Annotated in this window: 13 protein-coding genes; 7 read left to right on the top strand and 6 right to left on the bottom strand. The window is 72.5% G+C overall.

Annotated features, from left to right (window positions below):
- Window positions 1–280 precede the first annotated feature (280 nt).
- The 3 genes from ABTZ99_RS28440 (at window position 281) to ABTZ99_RS28430 (ending at window position 2,343) form a co-directional block, all read left to right on the top strand.
- Window positions 281–1,189 (top strand): hypothetical protein, encoded by a 909-nt coding sequence (locus ABTZ99_RS28440; protein WP_498780076.1) that lies wholly within the window; start codon window positions 281–283, stop codon window positions 1,187–1,189.
- A gap of 78 nt (window positions 1,190–1,267) precedes the next feature.
- Window positions 1,268–1,669, top strand: coding sequence for a hypothetical protein (locus ABTZ99_RS28435; protein ID WP_498780078.1), 402 nt, complete (start codon window positions 1,268–1,270; stop codon window positions 1,667–1,669).
- A gap of 125 nt (window positions 1,670–1,794) precedes the next feature.
- On the top strand, window positions 1,795–2,343 hold the full coding sequence (locus ABTZ99_RS28430; RefSeq protein WP_498780080.1) for a carboxymuconolactone decarboxylase family protein: 549 nt from the start codon (window positions 1,795–1,797) through the stop codon (window positions 2,341–2,343).
- Here ABTZ99_RS28430 and ABTZ99_RS28425 read toward each other — a convergent pair.
- The 6 genes from ABTZ99_RS28425 to ABTZ99_RS28400 all read right to left on the bottom strand — a co-directional run bounded on the left by ABTZ99_RS28425 (window position 2,325) and on the right by ABTZ99_RS28400 (window position 8,289).
- On the bottom strand, window positions 2,325–3,728 hold the full coding sequence (locus ABTZ99_RS28425; protein ID WP_499615433.1) for an amino acid permease: 1,404 nt from the start codon (window positions 3,726–3,728) through the stop codon (window positions 2,325–2,327). The genes ABTZ99_RS28430 and ABTZ99_RS28425 overlap by 19 nt on opposite strands.
- A 105-nt stretch (window positions 3,729–3,833) precedes the next feature.
- Window positions 3,834–4,754 (bottom strand): hypothetical protein, encoded by a 921-nt coding sequence (locus tag ABTZ99_RS28420; protein ID WP_498780083.1) that lies wholly within the window; start codon window positions 4,752–4,754, stop codon window positions 3,834–3,836.
- 32 nt (window positions 4,755–4,786) lie between these two features.
- A complete protein-coding gene (locus ABTZ99_RS28415; RefSeq protein WP_499615430.1) occupies window positions 4,787–5,920 on the bottom strand; it encodes an NAD(P)/FAD-dependent oxidoreductase in 1,134 nt (377 codons plus the stop codon).
- Between the two features lie 84 nt (window positions 5,921–6,004).
- A complete protein-coding gene (locus ABTZ99_RS28410; RefSeq protein ID WP_499615427.1) occupies window positions 6,005–6,466 on the bottom strand; it encodes an LIC_13387 family protein in 462 nt (153 codons plus the stop codon).
- Window positions 6,467–6,577: 111 nt separating this feature from the next.
- Window positions 6,578–7,597, bottom strand: coding sequence for a S66 peptidase family protein (locus ABTZ99_RS28405; RefSeq protein ID WP_499615424.1), 1,020 nt, complete (start codon window positions 7,595–7,597; stop codon window positions 6,578–6,580).
- 116 nt (window positions 7,598–7,713) lie between these two features.
- Window positions 7,714–8,289, bottom strand: coding sequence for a TetR/AcrR family transcriptional regulator (locus tag ABTZ99_RS28400; RefSeq protein WP_499615421.1), 576 nt, complete (start codon window positions 8,287–8,289; stop codon window positions 7,714–7,716).
- A gap of 126 nt (window positions 8,290–8,415) precedes the next feature.
- Between ABTZ99_RS28400 and ABTZ99_RS28395 the strand changes: the two genes are divergently transcribed.
- The 4 genes from ABTZ99_RS28395 (at window position 8,416) to ABTZ99_RS28380 (ending at window position 13,301) form a co-directional block, all read left to right on the top strand.
- Window positions 8,416–9,660 (top strand): hypothetical protein, encoded by a 1,245-nt coding sequence (locus ABTZ99_RS28395; protein WP_499615419.1) that lies wholly within the window; start codon window positions 8,416–8,418, stop codon window positions 9,658–9,660.
- Between the two features lie 371 nt (window positions 9,661–10,031).
- Window positions 10,032–11,192: a glycoside hydrolase family 3 N-terminal domain-containing protein gene (locus ABTZ99_RS28390; RefSeq protein ID WP_499615437.1), complete on the top strand. Its 1,161-nt coding sequence runs from the start codon at window positions 10,032–10,034 to the stop codon at window positions 11,190–11,192.
- 59 nt (window positions 11,193–11,251) lie between these two features.
- Window positions 11,252–12,013 carry an SGNH/GDSL hydrolase family protein gene (locus ABTZ99_RS28385; RefSeq protein ID WP_498780092.1) on the top strand — a complete coding sequence of 254 codons (762 nt, stop codon included), beginning with the start codon at window positions 11,252–11,254 and terminating at the stop codon, window positions 12,011–12,013.
- An 82-nt stretch (window positions 12,014–12,095) separates the two neighbouring features.
- The gene (locus ABTZ99_RS28380) at window positions 12,096–13,301 is read left to right on the top strand and encodes a hypothetical protein (protein WP_499615417.1); all 1,206 of its coding nucleotides are present in this window, start codon (window positions 12,096–12,098) and stop codon (window positions 13,299–13,301) included.
- Window positions 13,302–13,338 lie beyond the last annotated feature (37 nt).

Below are 13,338 nucleotides of genomic sequence, written 5' to 3'. Positions count from 1 at the left end.
CGTGCCACTGGCACCGGCGACGCGATTCGGCTTCAATGCCGCCGCGCTCGCCGACAAGGCGCGCGCCATCACTCATCCTGGTATCAGCGGTACTGGCATTCGCGATGACCCGGTGGTTCCGCCGGGTGTTTCCCGCCCGCCGGACGGCCCCGTCGCGCCGTGGTCGCCCGCCGCGCGACGGCGGCGCAGGACAGCAGCATGGAAGTTGTCGGACCGGCGCGCGGCCAAGGACATTGAGTCGACCGAAGAGAGCTCCGCCACCGCAGCGAGGTGAACGCCCATGGCCCACCGGCCCGTCATCGGGACCGACCGGATCACCAGACCGGGACGGCTGATCGTCGGCAGCGTCATCGCCGGCGTGCTGCTGTCCGTGCTGTGGTCCTACGAGTTCGTCGACCACGTGATCGGCGCGAACGTCGCCAACGCGCTGCTCGGCGAGGACGCCGCGAGCGCCTCGATCGCGGGCACCGCCGCCGGCCTGGTGTTCGCGTTCGTCTCAGGGCTCGCGGGCACGTTCACCGCGTGCAACATCGCCATGGCGGCGTCGATCGGACCGATGAGCGAAGCCGGCGGGGCCTCCCAGGGCACGCTGCGGTCACTGCTGCGGCCGTTGGGCTTCTTCACCGCGGGCATGGTCGGCGTGTCGGCGGTCTACGGCGCGGTCGGCGTGCTCATCGGGCCGGGCCTGCCGCAGCTGTCGGGCGCGATGATCGGCGACATGCCCGTGCGGCTGGTGCAGTCGGCCGTGGTGTTCGGTCTCGTCGGCCTGGCGATGGCCTACCTCGGGCTCGCCGCCCTCGGCGTGCTGCCCGACGTGTTCCGCGACCGGCCGGTGGCCCGGGTGGTGGTGCTCGGCGCGCTGGTCGGCGCGTTCCTCATCGGCCGGCCCTACCCGATGTTCATCAAGCTGTTCCGCTCCGCCGTCGACTCCGGCAACCCGCTCTTCGGCGCGGGCACGTTCGTGCTCCAGTCCGTCGGCAACGTCCTGCTCGTCACCATCGTGTTCGCGGCGCTCGCCCTCGGCACCAAGGGCCGGTTCCTGCGGTGGTTCGGCTCCAACAGCCGCCGCTCGACCGTGGTCAGCGCGGCGCTGCTCATCTCGCTCGGTGTGTTCCTGCTCGTGTACTGGGACGTCCGCGTCCCGTCGATCTTCGGGATCGGCTGGTTCCCGACCATGCCCTACAACTGACAAAAGGAGCTGATCGTGTCCGCGACAATCGCTGCCTCGACGACCACGAGGTCTGAGTCCCCCATCCGGAACGGGGCGATGGCCGGACTCGCCGGCGGCCTCGTGTTCGGGCTGTTGATGGCCGGTCTGGGCTCCCTGCCGATGGTCGGCATGCTGATCGGCGTCGAGAACGCCTTCGTCGGCTTCATCGTCCACATGGTGATCTCCGCGATCGCCGGCGCCGGCTTCGGCGTCCTGACCCGCAACCTGGGCATGATGCCGCCCGTCTACATCGCGAGCATGCTCTACGGCGCGGTGCTCTGGATCCTCGGCGCCCTGATCATCATGCCGCTGTGGTTGAGCGTGACCGCCGACCCGATGATGAGCGAGATGGTGTTCGTCGTCGAAGGTCCCCAGTGGGTCAGCCTGTTCGGCCACACGGTCGGCTACGGCCTGACGACGGGCGCCGTGCTGCTCGCGCTGCGCGGCCACGCCAAGTAGTGCCACCGCGCCCGGGTCCCGTCGCACCCATCGCGGCGGGCTCGGGCCGTCCACTGCGGGATCACGCAGTGCCGCCGTTCACCGACCGCCCCCCGAGCGGTCGGTGAACGGCTAGCGTGAACACCATGGCGCACATCGATCTCGGCATGGACGAGACCCTGTTCCCCGGCATCCGGGGCCTGATGCGATTCCGCCCCGAGACGGCCAAGCCGCTCAACGAGTTGGCCGAAGTCCTGCTGCGCTCGCCGAACTCGCTGCCCGCCGGCGAGCGCGAGCTGATCGCGGCCTACGTGTCGAGGTTGAACTCGTGCCGGTTCTGCGGTGACTCGCACTCGGCGTTCGCCGCCGCGCAACTCGACGAGGGCATGGCCCTGGTGGAGCAGGTGCGGGACGACCTCGACACCGCGCCGGTGTCGGAGAAGCTGCGGGCGCTGCTGCGGATCGCGGGCGCGACGCAGCAGTCGGGCCTCAAGGTCACCATCGACCTGGTCGACGCGGCCCGGGCGCACGGCGCCACCGACGTGGAGATCCACGACACCGTGCTGATCGCGGCGGCGTTCTGCATGTTCAACCGGTACGTCGACGGCCTCGGCACGCTCGCGCTGGACGACCCGGAGGGGTACGGCGAAGCGGCCCGGCGGATCGTGGCGCACGGCTACATCGACTCGGTGTAGTCCTCGGCCGGTCGGTCGCGGGCCGACCGGCGCCACCGCACCAGCGGGTAGGACAGCAGCACCAGGGCCACGAACGGCACGCCGACCTGCCACGCCGGGCCGAACGCCTCGGTGAACGCCGTCGCCACCACCACCAGCACCACGTACAGCAGGCTCAGCACCGAGGTCACCGGCGCGCCCGGCAACCGGACCGACGCGGGCGGCAGGCCGCGGCGGGCGCGCCGGAACGCCAGGTGGCTCACGAAGATCAGCATCCACGCCACCATGCCGCTGAACAGCGCGATGCCGAGCAGCACCGGGAACGCCGCGTCCGGCGACAGCGCGGCGGCCACCGCCGCGGCGGCCAGGCCGGCGGTCGACGCGAGCACCGCGTTCACCGGGCTGCCCCGATCGGTCACGGCGGCGAGTGCCTTCGGCGCGTAGCGGTCCAGTGCGAGCGAGTGCATCGTCCTCGACGCCAGGTAGAGCGTGGTGTTCGCGGCGGACAGCGCGGCCGTGAGGATGACGAGGTTCATCAGGCCGGCGGCGGCCGGGACGCCGATCGAGGCGAACAGCGCCACGAACGGGCTCTCCGCCACCCCGTCGACCGCCGCCGCCTCCGTCCACGGCACGATCGCCACGATGATCCCGGTGGCCAGCACGTAGAACAACCCCAGCCGCAGCACCACCCGCCGGGCCGCGCGCGGGATGTCACGGACCGGGCTGCGCGACTCGGCGGCCGTCATCGCCACCGACTCCACCCCGCCGTAGCTGAACGTCGCCACGCTGACCGCCAGCAGCACGCCCGTCAGCCCGTTGGGCATGAACCCGCCGTGGTCCGTCCACGCCGACAGCCCGGCCGCGTCCTGCCCCGGCAGCCCGAACACCACGTAGAGCACGCCGAGCACGAGGAAGACGACCAGCGCCGTCACCTTGACCATCGCGAACCAGTACTCGACCTCGCCGAACAGCCGCACGGCCGCGAAGTTGACGCCCAGGATCGCCACCGAGAACAGGCAGACCGACGCCCACAAGGGCACCTGCGGCCACCAGTACCGGACGTAGAGCCCGGCCGCGACCACCTCGCCGCCGACCGTGATCACCTGGGTCGCCCAGTAGCACCACCGCTGGACGTACCCGACCAACGGCCCGGCGTACCGCGCGCCGACCGCGCCGAACCCGCCCGCCTGCGGGTGCACCACGACCATCTCGGCCACCGCGTAAGCCACCGCGACGGCGGCGAGCGCCCCCACCAGGTAGACCAGCACGACCGCCGGGCCGGCCATCGAGATGGCGAGGCTGGAACCGAGGAACAACCCCGTGCCGATGGTGCCGCCGAGCGAGATCATGCCGATCTGGCGGCTGGTCAGCTGCCGGAGCAGCCCGCCGTTCGCGTGGTCCGCCAAGACGTCCTCCGCCGGTCGCACGGTCCGCGGGCAGCGCGACAGTGCCACCGAACCGGAGGCCGCGCCATCGACCGCGGCATCGCCGCTACGGCTGACCGAAGACCCTCAGCGGGTGTGACGTCGTGGCCGGCCGTCGTCGTCCGTGCTGAGCCACGACCCGTCGCCGCGCGGCTCGACGTCGTAGGCGTCGCGGGACGGGGTGTCGAGCGTGCCGCGCACCTCTCCGGTGCGCACGTCCACGAGGTGGTGCCGGTGCCACTCCTCCTCGTCCTCGGTCTCACCGCCGAGGACGACGATCGCGGTGTCGGCGTCGAGGTAGCCGCCGGCCCACTCCACGTACACCTCCTCGGGGTCGTGGCCGAACGACTCCACCGGCACCCGGACGACGACCTCGCCGTCGGGGTGGGTGTGGAAGGCGACGTCCTCCTGCTCGTGGTGGACGGTCATGAAGTGGCCGCCGTCGGGAGCCAGGTCCACCAGGCTGCGGTCGGACCAGGGGTAGGCGGCCACGTCGAGGCCGTCCGGCACGAGACGACCGCGGTACACCTGCGAACCGTCCTGCCCCTCGCCGACGTCGAGCAGCACGTGCACGCCGTCCGGGTGGGCGAACTGGCTCCCGCCGTGCCCGGCGCAGGCAAGCTCCGCCGCAGCGGTCAGGTCACCCGTCGCGGCGGAGAGGACGACCCACCGGTCCGGCCCGCGTCCCGCCATGGCGTCGGGCAGGTAGAGCCACACCTCCGTGCCGTCGGCCGAGAACCGGCAGTTCGCCGCCGACGCGGCCCGCCGCGCGGAACCGGGGCCGAAACCCCACCGCCACAACGCCTTGCCGGCCCGGTCGACGCACACCACCTCGTCACCGGTCGCGTACACCGCGCGGCCCAGGTCCGGCGCCACGTCGTGGCCGTCCGGCTCGACCCCGGTCGGGAGCTCGAACACGGCGACCGAGTCCGCCACCGCGCCATCGGGGAAGTCGAACGCGTGGATGGCGCCGTCCAGGAATCGGGTCACCACATCGGTCATGGTCACGTTGCGGAGCCTAGTCAACGCCGCGCCGGTCCTCACTGGAGGGTGGCGGGCCGTTCGGCGGCAGCGGATCGTTCGAACCGGAACGGGGCCAGGGCGTCGTCGCGGTCCTCGCCCAGGACCTCGGCCGCCACCAGGTCGCCCGCGTGCAGGCACAGGGTCGCGCCGCTGTGCGAGACCGCGAAGTGGAAGTTCGGCAGTTCGAGCACCCGGCCCAGCACCGGCAGGCCGTCGAACGGGATGGGCCGCTCCCCTACCCGGACGCTCTCCACGGACGCCGCGCGGACGCCGGGGTAGAGCGCACGGCCCGCCTCTACCACCTCCTCCACCGCCGAGGGTTCCACGCTGATCTCGCCGGTGTCGGACGCGCGGGCCGCGTCGTCGACCTCGGGGGTGTGCAGCAAGAGCCGCCCACCGCCGTCCGGGCGCAGGTGGACGTGCGGCGCGTGGACGACCCGTGCCACCGCCACCGCGACCGGCGAGGTGTAGACGAGCACACCGCGGGTGTTGCGCATCGGCAGCGCCAACCCGGCCAGTTCCGCGATCCGCGCGGCTTGCGGCCCGGCGCAGTCCACCACCGCGTCGGCGCGCAGCCGCCGTCCCGAGGCGAGCCCGACCGAGCGCACCGAGTCCGCCACCACCTCCAGGTCCGTCACCGCGTCGTCGCGCACGACCTCCGCGCCGGCGGCCGTCGACAGCAGGTGCCCGATCAGCCGGGTCGGCTCGACCCAGCCCTCGCGCGGGAAGTACGCGATCCCGTCGTCGGGCAGCGCGGCCGGGTCCAGGTCGGGTTCGAGGTCCAACGCCTCGGCCCGGTCGAGCCACCGCGCCTCGTAGCCGTAGTCGAGGACACCGGCGACCTTCCGGCTCAGCTCCGCCCGGTCGGCGGCGGTGGCGGCCCACTCCAGGTTGCCGGTCTCGTGGTACCAGTCGCCGTGCGGCACGTCGGCCGCCAACCGCCGGTGGGCTTGCATGCCCGTCACGCTGAAGTCGTGGTACGAGCGGGGTTGCTTGCCGCAGGAGTTCGTCCACGAGAACGTCGCGCCGGACGTGCCGCCGCCGGGCGCGCCCGCGTCGACCACGGTGACCCGGGCGCCTCTCCTCGTCAGCGAGGCGGCCACCGCCGCGCCGTAGACACCCGCGCCGATGACGACCACGTGCGCGACCATGACGTCCTGCCTCCCGTGCTCGGCCGGAGCTGTTCCCCTTGTGGCACTTCAGGTATAGCACGCGGTCGCGACGCGTTCGGGTGGTCATGCGGGCCGCGCGGAAACTTCCGGCCGGGCCGTGGCGAGGACTCGGCCGAACGCCGCGCAGGCGATCGTGAACAGGACGATGGGCGGCGCGGGCAGCAGCCACACGGACAGGCCGAGCACGACCAGGGATGCCGCCAGGCACAGGCCGCTCAGCGATCGCGACCGCGTGACCAGGTCCGGCGCCGACCGCGCGACGAGCACGCACACCAGGCCACCGAAGACCAGCGCGGCGGCCATGACGAGCGACATGCCCCGGTCGAGGTCGAGCAGGCTGCGCCGGACACCGGCGATCTCCGTGCCGTACTCGCGCATCGCCACGAGGGCGGAACTCGCGGCGGGGTCCTCGGGGCGTGACGCCAGCAGCGCCGCGGTGGCCAGGTGGCCCACACCCGTGACGACCCACGCCCACGCGCCGATCCGGAACACCTTCAACGCCCGGTGCGCCATGGCTCCGACCACCCTCCCCGTTGTCCATACACGACTGTATGTTTTATCCATACAGTCCTGTATGTCAATAGACCACAGCGCGAGTCGGGCCCCGGGGGTGGTCGGTTCACCGCTCCGCAGCGCTCAGCCGACCAGTCCCGTCGTCGCGTGCGGCCCTACCGCCGGTTCGAGCAGCGACAACGTCCGCTGCCGCGCGTCGAGACCGACGCGGATGCCGACCGGCATCGGCAGGTTCGGGCCGGCATGCCCGAACTCGACGTTGCCCAAAACCGGGAGGTCACGGTCGCCGAGGACGTCGAGGACTATCTCGGACAGGGTCGGTGACGCGCCGGGTTCCAGTCCGCTGATCTCGCGCGGAACCCCGATGACCATGCCGGAGATCCGATCGAGGATGCCGCAGTGTCGCATCACCTGCAGGTAGCTCCAGACATGCGAGGCCAGGCCGCCCATCTCCTCCCAGAAGAGCACCGCGCCCTCGAACCACTCGAGCGGCAGCGCGAAACGCGTCGCCTGCGCCAGCACGATGCGATTGATCACCCCGCCGATCAGCCGACCTTCGGCACGGCCAGGACGCCAGCACTCCCACGACGGGCTCGCGGGCAGCGCACCGATCGCCGCGGTACCGGTCAGCAACCTGGAGTAGAGCTCCTCGAGTTCCGCTCGGCGCGCCACGGGCGCGGACTGCCAGTGCCCGCCGAAGCCGGGGACCGCCATGTCGGCGTGGAACCCGACCAGACCCGTGCGCGCGTAGAGCACCAGGTGCAGCAGCGAGAGGTCGCTGTAGCCCAGGATCGGCTTGGGGTCGGCCCTGATCGCCTCGACGTCGATCAGGTCGAGGTAGCCGAGCGCCGTCTGGCCACCGTCACTCGCGATGATCGCGCGCACCTCGGGATCACGCAGAAGCCCGTTGAGCTCCCCGGCGATCTCCGCCGGCGTGGCCGCGCTCCACCAATGGCGCCGCCCTGCTTCGAGCAGAGGTGCCCGGCGCACGCGGAATCCCATCCGTTCGAGCACGACCACCGTCCGCTCGACGTTGGGCTCGTGAGCGGCCGGCAGCGGACCGGACAGCGATGCGATGACCACGAGATCCCCGGGCCTCAGGGCACGCGGTCGAAGCAGTCGGGGCAGTGCGGAACCGGTCATGGCGTGAGTGTCACCAGTGCCCTTGGGACGGTCACGCGATTTTCGCGCGCCTGCAAGGCACCGGGCCGGTGCTGCCGCGGCGAGCACCCACCCGGTGAACCATCCCGCTCAGAGCACTAGCGGACGGCGGCCAGCCGGTCGATGAGGTGCTTCAGGCCCGCCCGCCCGCGCGGACCTTCCACCGCGACCTCGGGCACCACCCCGGCGGCGACGCGGCGCAGCTCCGCCCAGCCGAGGTACGCCGCGTAGGCCAGGACCGCCTGTCGACGTGCCACCGCGGGCGTGAGGCCGAGTTCGGCGTAGATCTCGGCGAGGAACGCGATCCGCCGCTCGATCACCCTGGTCAGCACCGGCGCGATCACGGGGTCGTCGGCGTGCGCCACGAGCGCGGGCTCCAGGCCGGGGACGACCTCCGCGCCGAGCGCCGTCCGCAGCCCTTCGCGGAGCTTCTCCTCCGGGTCGTCGAGCGAGGCGAGCCGGGCGATGAAGTCGGCGGTGGTGCGCTGCTCCCACAGCTCCACCGCCGCCACGAGCAAGGCCTCGCGGTCCTTGAAGTGCCAGTAGAAGCTGCCGCGCGTGATGCCGAGCTCCCCGGCGAGCACGTCGACGGCCACCGCCGCCACCCCGCCCCGGGCCAGGGCGCGCAGCGCCGCCATCGTCCAGTCCTCGCGGGTGACGCGTCCTCTCGCCATGGCCCGAACAGTAGTGTCCGGGCGGTTCGCGGCGCGCAAAAGTTTCACTACAGCGCGGCGAAATTGTCCGACCACCATTCCCGCGCGCCCGGTCGTGGTCCGAATCACACCCGCTAGCATGCGCTGGTGAGCGATTCCGGTTTCGTCCTGCGTCGACGTGACCTGGCGTTGCCCGAGAGGACCGTCCCGCTCACCGAGATAACCGCGCGCACCGGCCGGACACCCCGGTTCGAGTTGTTCCGACTGCTGGTGCGACTGCTGGTCGACCGGGACGGCGTGGTCCTGCTGTCCGGTCCGGTCGACTGGCGTGAGCTGCGTGAACGGCACCCGGACGCGGCCCGGTGGCACGAGGCGTCCCGACCGGCGGACCTGGCCTGCTCGCTGGGACCGCGGTTCTCCTGCGTCCCCTTGGACGACCTGTTCCGCGACCCGCACGAGGATTTCGTCACGATGGACGAGCACGGCGTGGTGGTCACCGCCGCCCGACGCCCGCGACGATTACCCGCGGGACGGCCGCTGTTCATCCGGTTCCCCGCGCACTTCCCGCTTCTCATCGGATCCGACGAAGCCATTCGCCGCCTGGTGCCCGCCGAACTGTCGTCGAACGTGCACCGGGCCCGCGACACCCGCGTCGACTACGCCGCATTCCACCACTTGTGGCACGGCCCACCGCCTGCGGAGTACTTCGACGTCGACAACCTCCTCCGAATCCGCGAGGAGTGGAACAGCCTCTTCCTCGCTTGCGGAATCGGGAAAGCGCTCGGCCGCGCGCACGCGAAAGCCGTCCTCAACGGCGGCGCGCGCGACTTCGTCGGCACGTTGCTCGACGACGCCACTCCCGTCGACGACGAGCACACGATCACCCTCGTGCCGGAACCCACGGACGCGCAGTGCGCCGCGGACATGGCGCCGCTATTGGCGACGATGAACCGCGCGCGGTGGCTGGCCTTCCGCGCCGGCTACCTCTACCGCAGACCCGAGGGCCACTCCGTCCTCGACCTCATGGAGCACGGCGACGCCACTGGCTGGGCTCTGGCCGCCAGGGAGCAGGACTGGGCCTCGGCACGGGCCCTCGCCGAGGCCCAGCTCGCCGACGGCCCGCCGGACGCCCGGCTCGGCGAGGCGTGCGACCGGATCACCCGCGAGGCCCTGGTCGACCCGCCGACCATCCGCGAGGACGACCTGGCGCTGACCGTGGCCCGCGCCCTGGCCCGCACCGGGCGGGACGCGGAGGCAGCCGCCCTGTGCCGCCGCGTGGTGGCCGAGCGCACGGCACGCCTCGGCCCCGACCACCCCGGCACCAGGGACGCGGCCAACGCGCTCGTGCCCGATCACGCGCCGCGATCGAAACGGCGGTGGTGGCCCCTCTGACCGGCGGAAAGCCGACGGCCATAATCATCACCGCGATCCACCGGCCCCGACGAAGATTCATATTCCACCATCACCGCGAAATCGCGGTCGATCTCCCGCGCTGACAAAACGCGGCCCTTCAGGCACGATCCGAGCAACGGATACGATGGCCGTGATGCCTCGTGACGCGGAATGTGACGGCGGCCTCGGTCGCGCCGGGGTTGCGGGCCCGGATGGCCCGCCGCACGATGGGCAACTCACCGCCGAGCGGGCGAGGACGTGGGAGTGAGCACTGTGCACGCGGTAACGCGCCGACCGGGTCGGCGCCCGTCGGACGACGGAGGCGACCGCCGGTGAGGCGCACCGGTGGCCGCGGGCTCGGCACGTCGGCGATGCTGGTGGTCGTGGCGGTCGGCGCGGTGGTCGCCGGGTCGCTCGCCGTGGTGACCTCCGCGCTCAGCGACCGGCCGACGCGACCCGCGGCCCTGTCGACGTCGTCCTCGACCGCGCCGCCGTCACCGTCGCCGTCGTCCACGACGGTCGAGCCGCCGCCCCCGGTGGTGGACCCGTGCGCCGAGAAGATCGCCGCGCTGCCGCTGCGGGCCCGGCTGGCGCAGTCCCTCGTCGTCGGAGTGGACCCGCGCGGGCCCGCCGACGCCCTCACCGTCGTGCGGAACGAGCAGGTGGGCGGGATCTTCATCGGCGGTGACGACGTCGGCCTGCTCAGCGCCGGCGCGCTCGCGCCCGTGCACGCCGCGTCCGCCCTCCCGCTGACCGTCGCCGTGGACGACGAGGGCGGGCGGGTGCAGCGGCTGGAGGCGCTGGACGGCTCGATGCCCAGCGCCCGGCGGATGGCGGCCGACCTGTCGCCGGACGAGGTCCGCGCGGTGGCCCGGGACCGGGGCCTCGCGCTGCGCGAGCGCGGCGTGACCACCGACCTGGCGCCCGTGCTGGACACCAGCGGCCAACCCGACCGCACGGTCATCGGCGACCGCTCGTTCAGCCCGGACCCGAACACCGCGCTGGGGTACGCGCTGGCGTTCGCCGAGGGGTTGCACAACGCGGGCGTCACGCCGGTGGTCAAGCACTTCCCCGGCCACGGCAACACGACGGGCGACTCGCACCTCGGCGCGGTCACCTCGCCCCCGCTGGCCGCGCTGCGCGACACCGACCTCGTCCCGTACCGGCACCTGCCGCGGTTCGGCGACGTGGTGGTGATGCTGGGCCACATCGACGTGCCCGGCCTGACCGGCGGCGTGCCCGCCACCCTCAGCCCGGAGGCGTACGCGCTGCTGCGCGGCGAGTTCGGCTTCACGGGTCCCGCGATGACAGACGACCTGGGCGCGATGCGCGCGGTGACCGACCGGGTCGGCCTGCCCGACGCGGTCACGCAGGCGCTCGCGGCCGGCGCGGACATCGCGCTGTGGTCGTCGGGCGGCCGGGTGGGCGAGGTGCTCGACCACCTGGAAGGCGCGGTCGCCTCGGGCGCCCTGCCGCAGGCCCGCGTGGACGAGGCCGTGCGCCGGGTGCTCGCCGCCAAGCAGGTGTGCTGAGTCACGCCAGGGCGCCTCATATGCTGGCGGTGACGTTCCAGCAGGGGGAGGCACCGGCAGTGCGATACGTGGCCATCGGCGACAGCTTCACCGAAGGGGTCGGCGACGAGCGCCCCGACGGCACGCCAAGGGGTTGGGCCGACCTGGTGGCGGAGGGGCTGGCCGTCGCGCTCGGCGAGACCGTCCACTACGCCAACCTCGCCGTCCGGGGCCGCCTGCTCGAGCCGATCGTCACCGGCCAGCTCGACGCGGCGCTGGCCCTCACGCCCGCGCCCACGCTGATCACCCTCAACGGTGGCGGCAACGACATGATGCGGCCCGGGGTCGACCTGGCCCGGCTGGTCCGGCTGACCGGGCAGGCGGTCGAGCGGTGCGCGTCGGCCGGGGTGCGGTTGGTGCTGCTCAGCGGGGCCGACCCGTCGCAGCGGCTGCCGTTCGGCCGCACCGTCCACCGCCGGGGCGTGCTGCTGACGGCGGCGATCAAGGAGCTGGCCGCGCGGCGCGGCGTGCTGCTCGTGGACGCGTTCAACGACGTCGAGGTCCGCCGGGCCGAGTACTGGTCGCCGGACCGGCTGCACCTCAACGCCGCCGGGCACCGACGGGTCGCGTCCCTGGTGCTCAAGGCCCTCGGGCACGTCACGGAGGCGCACGCGGTCGACCCGGGCCCCGCCGCCCGCCGCAGCCTGCTCGCCGAGACCCGGTACTACCGCGAGCACGTCCTGCCCTGGGTGAACCGCCGGATCCGGGGCATCTCGTCCGGTGACGACGTGCCCGGCAAGCACACCGACTGGGTGCCCGTCGAGGCCAGGCCGCTCGTCTGACCTGCCGTGCGGCCGTGATCCCACCACGAGGTCACGGCCGCCACGTGGGCCGACCCGTTGCGACGAGCGCCCGACTCCCGCCATGATGACGGTTCGTCAGTACTCGACCAACAATGGTGGTGGTCTGGTGAACAAGTACCGGATGGTGGTCGCCGGGCTCGCGGCGGCACTGGTCGCGAGCATCGCGCCTGCCGCGCCCGCGCAGGCGGCGACGACCCTGCCCGCGACGAACTTCCGCCTCAAGGCCACCGCCTACTCGGGGCTGATCGACGACCTGGACGCCGCGCTGCCCAACGTCAGCGTGCCGACCGTCGTCGGCGACGGCAACCGCGCCGCCACCTCGTGCTCCCCCGCCGCGGCCAACCGCGTGGCCGCGTTCTGCTGGAACAGCGGTGACGACGACGTCGCGTACTGGATGCCGCAGGGCATCACGACGACCGCGGACGCGTACGGCGAGGCGACCTACGAGGGTTCCACCGCGGTCCTGGTCAGCTGGTACGACAACGGCACGGACGGGATCGACCGGGGCATCCGGGTCTCCTTCGTCGACTACGCCACGCCGTCCGCGCCGACCTACCGCCACGTGCTGCTGGTCGAGCCGTACGCCACGAGCGCGGGCCAGGCGTCGTTCCGGCCGATCAACCTGCACGCCGGCGGCATGTTCTGGTACGGCCACTACCTGTACGTGGCGTCCACGAGCAGCGGCTTCCGGGTGTTCGACCTGCGGCACCTCTGGCAGACCAGCACCAGCGACGGCTCGGCGATCGGACGTCAGGCCGACGGCAGCTACCAGGCCTACGGCTACAAGTACGTGCTGCCGCAGGTCTTCGCCTACAACCAGTCGACCACCAACGGGCACGCGCCCATCCGGTTCTCGTTCGCCTCGCTGGACCGCACCAGCACCCCGGACAGCGTGGTCGTCGGCGAGTACGCCAACCCCGGCGCGGGCAGCCGCCTGTTCCGCTTCCCCATCGACTACACCACCCGGATGCTCACCACGGCGTCCGACGGCTACGCGCGAGCGAGCGAGGCCTACGAGGTGTCGGTGCAGAGCATGCAGGGCGCGACCGCGGTCAACGGCAAGTTCTACCTCTCCACCAGCGACGGCAGCGGCAACGCGGGCGACCTGGCCACGTTCAAGCCCGGCGGCGCGGTCGTGATGCACTACGACGTGCTGCCGATCGGGCCGGAGGACCTCTCCTACTGGCCCGCCAAGGGGCAGCTCTGGTCGCTGACCGAGTACGCCGGCAGCCGTTCGGTGTTCGCCGTCCGCGCCTCCGCGTATTAGTGCCGCGTCAGGCAACGTTCGCCCTGTAGTAGTGCCT

The organism is Actinosynnema sp. NPDC002837 (assembly GCF_040295345.1).
Classification (GTDB): domain Bacteria; phylum Actinomycetota; class Actinomycetes; order Mycobacteriales; family Pseudonocardiaceae; genus Actinosynnema.
Note: the sequence above shows the minus strand (reverse complement) of the source record. Positions and strands in the feature narration are given on the sequence as shown.

Coding starts and splice junctions, on each gene's coding strand:
- ABTZ99_RS28400 (WP_499615421.1), bottom strand. CDS start 8,289: ATGGCGAGAGGACGCGTCACCCGCGAGGACTGGACGATGGCGGCGCTG.
- ABTZ99_RS28390 (WP_499615437.1), top strand. CDS start 10,032: ATGCTGGTGGTCGTGGCGGTCGGCGCGGTGGTCGCCGGGTCGCTCGCC.
- ABTZ99_RS28415 (WP_499615430.1), bottom strand. CDS start 5,920: ATGGTCGCGCACGTGGTCGTCATCGGCGCGGGTGTCTACGGCGCGGCG.
- ABTZ99_RS28430 (WP_498780080.1), top strand. CDS start 1,795: ATGGCGCACATCGATCTCGGCATGGACGAGACCCTGTTCCCCGGCATC.
- ABTZ99_RS28440 (WP_498780076.1), top strand. CDS start 281: ATGGCCCACCGGCCCGTCATCGGGACCGACCGGATCACCAGACCGGGA.
- ABTZ99_RS28405 (WP_499615424.1), bottom strand. CDS start 7,597: ATGACCGGTTCCGCACTGCCCCGACTGCTTCGACCGCGTGCCCTGAGG.
- ABTZ99_RS28435 (WP_498780078.1), top strand. CDS start 1,268: ATGGCCGGACTCGCCGGCGGCCTCGTGTTCGGGCTGTTGATGGCCGGT.
- ABTZ99_RS28380 (WP_499615417.1), top strand. CDS start 12,096: ATGATGACGGTTCGTCAGTACTCGACCAACAATGGTGGTGGTCTGGTG.